This is a genomic window from Rhodococcus sp. NPDC059234, from assembly GCF_042754225.1.
Taxonomy (GTDB): domain Bacteria; phylum Actinomycetota; class Actinomycetes; order Mycobacteriales; family Mycobacteriaceae; genus Rhodococcus_G.
This window is the reverse complement of sequence record NZ_JBHZAH010000180.1, coordinates 1-7061: the sequence shown is the minus strand read 5'-3', so window position 1 is coordinate 7061 and position 7061 is coordinate 1. Positions and strand designations below refer to the sequence as shown.

The following is a 7061-nucleotide window of genomic DNA, read 5'->3' as shown; positions in this document are numbered from 1 at the left end:
CCGCGCTGACCGCCGGCCAGCGCGGCCTGGCCGATGCGGCCCAGGCGTCGGTGGGGGGCTGGTGGATCGCCCTCGCCGCGGTGCTCGCCCTGGTCGCCGCCCTGATCGGCCGCGCGGCGGTGCCCGCGCCGGGACCCGCTCCCGCGACGAATCCGCCGCGGGACGGCGCGCCCCGGATCCCGCTGGCGGAGGGGGAGCGGGTCGCCTGGACCGGGTCGGCCGCGATGCCCCGCTGGCTGGTGGTCGTCGTTGCGGTGATCCCGCTCGCCGTGGTGCTGGGCCTGGCCGCGTTCGTGGCCGGTTCGGTGGTGCTGGTGCTCGTGGTCGCCGCGGTCTCCGCGGTACTGGCGGCGCTGGTGTCGGCCCCGGTTCACGTCAGCGTCGACTCCCGAGGGATGCAGGCGCGCAGCCCGATCACCGGCCGGCCGATCCGCATCCCGCTCGACGAGGTCGCCGAGGCCGACACCGTCACCGTCGGACTGCTCAACAAGTACGGGGGCTTCGGCTACCGTGTCGGCCCCGGCGGTATCGGGCTGATCGTGCGACCGGGGCTGGCGCTCCGCGTCACCCGCGGTGACGGTTCGCGTTTCGCCGTGTCCGTCGACGGTGCGGAAGAGGCTGCAGCCGTGCTCAATTCGCTCGCTACGCGGGGTCGGATCCCGCGCTGAGCCCGAGCCGTCGAGTCAGGCGGTCGCGCACGGTTGGCCAGTCGTCCACGGTGATCGAGAACAGCACGCTGTCGCGCACGGTGCCGTCCTCACGCCGGAAGCTGCGCCTCAGCGTGCCCTCGTACTGTGCGCCGAGCCTGGCGATGGCCTGCTGGGAACGGGTGTTGCGGACGTCGGTCTTGAGCTGCACCCGTCCCGCGTTCAGCTTCTCGAAGGCGTGGCGGAGCAGCAGCAGTTTGGCCTCCGGATTGACGGCCGTGCTCCACGCACCGGGGTGGTAGAGCGTCATACCGATCTCGAGCCGGGCGTCGCGCGGGGCGACGTCGAGGTAGGCGGTGGTCCCGACGACCGCACCCGCCGGCAGGTCGCCGACGGGGCGGACGGTCCGGACCGTCCACTGGTGCCAACCCGGATCGGCGCTCCGGACGCGGAGGAACTCCTCGAACGACTCGGGATCGGTCGGCCGCCACGGCACGTGCGCCCAGACACGGTCGTGATCGAGGGCACGGAACAGGTCGAGTGCGTCGGCGGCCGGATCGAGCGTGCTCAGCCGCACCCACGAGCCCGGCAGTTCGGCGCCCTCGGGGATCGGCCAGGCCATCTGTGGCCATGGGACGTCCACCGGCCGGGGGTCGGGCACGGGCGTGAACGGGGCAGGGTCGCTGGTCGGCACGCTACGAGTATCGCCGGGCCGGGCAAGCTCATTTCCCGCCGCCGGTCCGCGTCGCGCAAACCGGCGGCGGCCGCGCCTTCGCCGCTGCGTTCGGCCGCAGCGGCCGCGTCACGGGGCGACGGGGTGGGTACCCACTTCGCCGGTCGCCGCGAGGCGGCGACGCCGGCTCGGCAGCAGCACGGTCGGGTGGGCGATGCTCCAGGCCGCGCCCGCGCAGACGAGTTCCTTGATGCGGGCGGCAATCCGGCCTGTGACGACGGTGGATGTGGGCTGGTCCTCGGGGGTCACGCGCTGGATGATTCCGTCGCGGCGGCCGAGGCTGATGCACTGGCTGACGTAGCCGATCGGGGCCTCGGGAACCGTGCGCCCGGTCAAGCGCGCGGCGAGGGCGTCGGCGGCCTGCCACGCCATCGGGGTTGCCGCGGCGCAGGACATTCGCAGTGACTTGCCACCCACCCCTTCGGCATTCGCGGCGTCGCCGACGGCGTACACATCGGGGTGTGACACCGAGCGCATGGTGCCGTCGACGACGATCCGCCCGGCATCGGACACGGCCAGGGAGGACGCGGCCGCGATCGGGTGGACGGTGAAACCCGCGGTCCACACGGTCACCTGGGCCGGGATCTCCGTTCCCGCGTCGGTGACGACGCCGGTCGACTCGACGCGCGCGATGTCGACGCGTTCGTGAACCGTGATGCCGAGCCGGTCGAGGGCGCCGCGCAGGTGACGCTGGGCCTTATCGCTCAGCCAGTCGCCGACACCGCCGCGGGTGGCGATCGAGACCGCGAGATCCGGTCGGGTCTCGGCGATCTCGGTGGCTGCCTCGATGCCGGTCAGGCCGCCGCCGACAACCACTACCGATGCACCCGAGACCAACTCGCTCAGTCGCGCCCGCAGCCGGAACGCGGCCTGCTTACCGGCGACGCTGTGGGCGTACTCGGTGACACCGGGGACGCCGTGGTCGGTGCCGGTGCTGCCCAGGGCGTAGACGAGGCTGTCGTAGTCGAGGGTATCGGCGCCGGCGAGGTCGACGGTCTTGCGATCGACGTCGACCGCCGTGACCCGCGCCTGTCGGACCCGCACGCCGGTGCCCGCGTAGACCTCGCGCAGCGGGCGGGGTCGCAGGTCCTGGCCCGTCGCGAGCTGGTGCATGCGCACCCGTTCGACGAACTCGGGGTCGGCGTTGACCAGGGTGATCAGGGCGTCGTCGCGGTGCAGCCGCTTCGCCAGGCGACCGGCTGCGATGGCTCCGGCGTACCCGGCTCCGAGGACGACAATGCGGTGCTTCATGGCTCGCTCCTATCGGGTTCGACTCACCTCCTGAACCGGACAGCTGCGCGATCCCTGACAGGGACGATGTGTGATGTGGGTCACCATGACGCCGCGAGGGGGCTGTGTGGACCCGCGGCCGCCCACTGGCGCGTGATGCGGTCCAGCTTCTCGGGATTGACCTGGATGTGGACCGCGGCGATGCCGTCAGGTGTCGCGTCGAGGGTGAGGACGGCGATGACCCGCTCACCGACCTGCGCCAGCACGCCCGCGCCGCCGTTGACCGCGCAGGCGTAGAAGACGGGATCGCCGCCGATGTAGCGGCGCTTGGCATCGGTCGGGTGGAACACGTGGCTCAGGTAGCGCGCAATGTCGTGCGCACCGAGGATCGGCGTCTTGCGGGCCGGGATCCGGCCACCACCGTCGGCGACGCCGACCGAGTCGTCGGCGAGCAGCCGGATCAGCGGGTCGGTCTCGCCGCTGAGGACAGCGGCGAGAAACTCCTCGACGATCCGCCGTGCGGCGGCCGCGTCGACCGTGATGCGGGAACGGCCGGCGAGGTGCTGCTTGGCCCGCCGGTAGATCTGCTGGCAGTTCGACTCGCTGAGGTCGAGGATCTCGGCGATCTCGCGGTGCGGGTAGCCGAAGGCCTCGCGCAGCACGTACACCACGCGCTCGTTGGGCGAGAGCCGCTCCATGAGGGTGAGCATCGCCAAGGAGACCGACTCGCGCTGCAGGGCAGTGTCGGCCGGACCGAGCATCCGGTCGCCGTCCAGTACCGGCTCCGGAAGCCATTGCCCCACGTAGGTTTCCCGCCTGACCCGCGCCGAGGTGAGTTGATTGAGGCAGAGATTGGTGAGCACCTTCGTCAGCCACGCCTCGGGCGTCTCGATCCGTTCCCGGTCCGCCGCGTTCCATCGCAGAAACGCATCCTGCACCGCATCCTCGGCATCACCGGCCGACCCCAGCAGTCGGTACGCGATCGCCTCCAGGCGACCCCTGGAACCTTCGAACAGATCGGCCTCGTGCGTGCTGAGCGGCATCGCCCCATCGTCGGCCATGTGCGCCGGCCGCGTCCACCCGCCCGCGGGGACGCATATCCACCCGCGGGGGCGCATATCCTCGGAGGATGGCGCGGATCGACGGCGTGCTGTTCGACATCGACGGGGTGCTGGTGACGTCCTGGCGGCCGATCGACGGCGCCGCGCGGGCGCTCGACGCGGTGCGCGACCGCGGTATGAGCCGCGCATTCCTCACCAACACCACCTCCCGCACCCGCAACGACATCGCAGCGGCGCTGCGCGCGGTCGGGATGGGCGTCGACCCCGCCGAGGTCGTCACGGCCGCGGCGCTGACCGCGGAGTACCTCCGGTCGACGCATCCGGGCGCGCGGTGCCTGCTGGTCAACCACGGTGACGTCGCCCGGGACATGACCGGAATCGTCTTCGACGACCGGCGGCCCGAGGTGGTCGTGCTCGGGGGCGCCGGACCGGAGTTCGACCACGCCACGCTGAGCCGGGTCGTCGAGCTGATGCTGGACGGGATCCCGGTGGTCGCCATGCAGGGCGGACTGACCTGGGCCACCGCGGACGGGACCAGCATCGACACCGGCGCCTACCTGCCCGGCCTGGAGGCCGCGGGCAACGGCAGGATCGCGGTGATCGGCAAACCCTCGCCGACCGGATTCGTCGCGGCCGCCGAGCTGATGGGCACGGCGCCCGGACACGCCGTGATGATCGGCGACGACCTCCACGGCGACGTCCTCGCCGCCCAGCGCGCCGGATTCGTGGGCGTGCTGGTGCGCACCGGCAAGTTCCGTCAGGGCGTCCTCGACGACTCGAACGAGGAGCCGGACCACGTCGTCGAGTCGGTGGCGGTTCTCCCGGAACTGCTCGCCGAATTGACCGCGTGACGGCCGAGGCAAACCGGTGCCGAATCGAGATCTTCCGATCCCCCCGCGAGGTCACCACTCTTGGGTACCGTCGCGTCCGTATTCCGTTCGTTCCTTCTTCGAGGAGTTCTGTGTCGACTCAGCCCCGCACCCGCGTCCTGTCCTTCTCTCGTTCCCGGATCGCCCGTGCGGGCGCGAGTATTGCGCTCGGTGCGGCGGCGATCGGCGGCCTCGCGACAGCCGGGGCCGGTGTCGCCTCGGCCGCCCGGGTCGACTGCGTCTCCCCGCCCTCCGCCAACGACATTCACGTCATCGGTGACGCGTCCTGCGGCGCGACCGCCACCGGCGCCGGCGGCGTCGCCAACGCGGGGGCCATGGACAGCGGCACCGCCGTCAGCGTCGCGGACGGCGGCACGGCCAACACGTTTGCGACCGGGTTCGGGGTCGCGCTGAGCGGGGCGAAGGCGGCCGGTCAGGCGCACGCCTACGCGATCGGTGGCGGCATCGCGCACGCCCGCACCGACAACGGCAACACCACCTTCGCGATCGCCGGCTGGGGATCGGGTGCGACCGCCGAGTCGGCGGGCGTGAACTGCGTCGGACCGCTCTCGTTCGCGGTCAACCTGAACACCGGTGCGGTCTGCGCGATGCGCTAGTCGAGGCGAACGCACTCGGTGCCCGCGACCTTGCACTCGTTACACCTGAGTGCTAAAAAGGCACTTGGCACTCGCAACACGTGAGTGCCAGGTCGGGACGGTGAGACTGGGATTCATCGACACCCCTGGTCGTCCGTCGCGGGCACCGAGCTCGGCCACAGGCGTAGATGAGGCGATCCGACGAGCGGTCGCCTTGTGTGTCACCCCCAATCCGGAGGATCACTTCGCAATGGCCAAGATCATCGCGTTCGACGAAGAGGCCCGTCGCGGCCTCGAGCGTGGCCTGAACAGCCTCGCTGACGCCGTCAAGGTGACGCTGGGACCCAAGGGTCGCAACGTCGTGCTCGAGAAGAAGTGGGGCGCCCCCACGATCACCAACGATGGTGTGTCCATCGCCAAGGAGATCGAGCTCGAGGACCCCTACGAGAAGATCGGCGCCGAGCTGGTCAAGGAGGTCGCCAAGAAGACCGACGACGTCGCCGGCGACGGAACCACCACCGCCACCGTGCTCGCCCAGGCTCTCGTGCGTGAGGGCCTCCGCAACGTCGCCGCAGGCGCCAACCCCCTCGGCCTCAAGCGCGGCATCGAGAAGGCCGTCGAGGCCGTCACCGCCAAGCTGCTCGACACCGCCAAGGAGGTCGAGACCAAGGAGCAGATCGCTGCCACCGCCGGTATCTCGGCAGGCGACTCGTCCATCGGTGAGCTCATCGCCGAGGCTATGGACAAGGTCGGCAAGGAAGGCGTCATCACCGTCGAGGAGTCCAACTCCTTCGGCCTGCAGCTCGAGCTCACCGAGGGCATGCGCTTCGACAAGGGCTACATCTCGCTGTACTTCGCGACCGACGCCGAGCGTCAGGAAGCGGTGCTCGAGGACGCCTACGTGCTGCTCGTGAGCTCCAAGATCTCCACCGTCAAGGACCTGCTGCCGCTGCTGGAGAAGGTCATCCAGTCCGGCAAGCCGCTGGCGATCATCGCGGAGGACGTCGAGGGCGAGGCCCTGTCCACCCTGGTCGTCAACAAGATCCGTGGCACCTTCAAGTCGGTCGCCATCAAGGCCCCCGGCTTCGGTGACCGTCGCAAGGCGCAGCTCGCCGACATCGCCATCCTCACCGGTGGCGAGGTCATCAGCGAAGAGGTCGGCCTCTCCCTGGAGACCGCGGGCCTCGAGCTCCTCGGCCGCGCCCGCAAGGTCGTCGTCACCAAGGACGAGACCACCATCGTCGAGGGTGCCGGCGACGCCGACGCCATCGCCGGTCGCGTCAACCAGATCCGCGCCGAGATCGAGGCGTCGGATTCGGACTACGACCGCGAGAAGCTGCAGGAGCGCCTGGCCAAGCTGGCCGGTGGCGTCGCCGTCATCAAGGCCGGCGCTGCGACCGAGGTCGAGCTCAAGGAGCGCAAGCACCGCATCGAGGACGCCGTGCGCAACGCGAAGGCCGCTGTCGAGGAGGGCATCGTCGCCGGTGGTGGCGTGGCCCTGCTGCAGTCCGCCCCCGCACTCGACGACCTCAAGCTCGAGGGTGACGAGGCCACCGGCGCGAACATCGTTCGCGTCGCGCTCGAGGCGCCGCTCAAGCAGATCGCGTTCAACGCAGGCCTCGAGCCGGGCGTCGTCGCGGAGAAGGTGCGCAACCTGCCCGCCGGCCACGGCCTCAACGCCGCGACCAACGAGTACGGCGACCTGCTCGCCGCAGGCATCAACGACCCGGTCAAGGTCACCCGCTCGGCGCTGCAGAACGCGGCGTCCATCGCGGCCCTGTTCCTGACCACCGAGGCCGTCGTCGCCGACAAGCCGGAGAAGGCCGCCGCTCCCGCGGGCGACCCGACCGGTGGCATGGGCGGCATGGACTTCTGAGTCCAGCTTCCCGGCTTCACCCGTTGTTCCGGAAGGCCCGGGTCCGCAG

7 protein-coding genes are annotated in these 7061 nt (G+C 70.9%); 4 read left to right on the top strand and 3 right to left on the bottom strand.

What is annotated here, in order from left to right; genetic code table 11:
* Positions 1 to 668: DUF1648 domain-containing protein (locus ACFXGJ_RS23645; RefSeq protein WP_378625693.1), on the top strand; the 668-nt coding region annotated here is incomplete at its 5' end.
* On the opposite strand, the gene ACFXGJ_RS23640 is transcribed toward ACFXGJ_RS23645, so the two are convergent.
* From ACFXGJ_RS23640 to sigJ, 3 genes are all read right to left on the bottom strand, one after another.
* A complete protein-coding gene (locus ACFXGJ_RS23640; protein ID WP_378625692.1) occupies positions 643 to 1341 on the bottom strand; it encodes a GNAT family N-acetyltransferase in 699 nt (232 codons plus the stop codon). The two genes, ACFXGJ_RS23645 and ACFXGJ_RS23640, sit on opposite strands and share 26 nt — an antisense overlap.
* 108 nt (positions 1342 to 1449) lie before the next feature.
* Positions 1450 to 2631, bottom strand: coding sequence for an NAD(P)/FAD-dependent oxidoreductase (locus tag ACFXGJ_RS23635; protein ID WP_378625691.1), 1182 nt, complete (start codon positions 2629 to 2631; stop codon positions 1450 to 1452).
* 80 nt (positions 2632 to 2711) lie between these two features.
* Positions 2712 to 3653 (bottom strand): RNA polymerase sigma factor SigJ, encoded by a 942-nt coding sequence (gene sigJ / locus ACFXGJ_RS23630; protein ID WP_378625689.1) that lies wholly within the window; start codon positions 3651 to 3653, stop codon positions 2712 to 2714.
* 86 nt (positions 3654 to 3739) lie between these two features.
* On the opposite strand from sigJ, the gene ACFXGJ_RS23625 reads away from it, so the two are divergent.
* The 3 genes from ACFXGJ_RS23625 to groL all read left to right on the top strand — a co-directional run bounded on the left by ACFXGJ_RS23625 (position 3740) and on the right by groL (position 7012).
* On the top strand, positions 3740 to 4522 hold the full coding sequence (locus ACFXGJ_RS23625) for an HAD-IIA family hydrolase (RefSeq protein WP_378625687.1): 783 nt from the start codon (positions 3740 to 3742) through the stop codon (positions 4520 to 4522).
* A gap of 110 nt (positions 4523 to 4632) precedes the next feature.
* The gene (locus ACFXGJ_RS23620) at positions 4633 to 5157 is read left to right on the top strand and encodes a DUF6764 family protein (protein WP_378625684.1); all 525 of its coding nucleotides are present in this window, start codon (positions 4633 to 4635) and stop codon (positions 5155 to 5157) included.
* Positions 5158 to 5386: 229 nt separating this feature from the next.
* On the top strand, positions 5387 to 7012 hold the full coding sequence (gene groL / locus ACFXGJ_RS23615; protein ID WP_378421999.1) for a chaperonin GroEL: 1626 nt from the start codon (positions 5387 to 5389) through the stop codon (positions 7010 to 7012).
* Positions 7013 to 7061 lie beyond the last annotated feature (49 nt).

What these genes read in the sequence shown, in the direction of transcription:
- ACFXGJ_RS23635 (WP_378625691.1), bottom strand. Translation starts at nt 2,631, where the DNA reads ATGAAGCACCGCATTGTCGTCCTCGGAGCCGGGTACGCCGGAGCCATC.
- sigJ (WP_378625689.1), bottom strand. Translation starts at nt 3,653, where the DNA reads ATGCCGCTCAGCACGCACGAGGCCGATCTGTTCGAAGGTTCCAGGGGT.
- ACFXGJ_RS23625 (WP_378625687.1), top strand. Translation starts at nt 3,740, where the DNA reads ATGGCGCGGATCGACGGCGTGCTGTTCGACATCGACGGGGTGCTGGTG.
- groL (WP_378421999.1), top strand. Translation starts at nt 5,387, where the DNA reads ATGGCCAAGATCATCGCGTTCGACGAAGAGGCCCGTCGCGGCCTCGAG.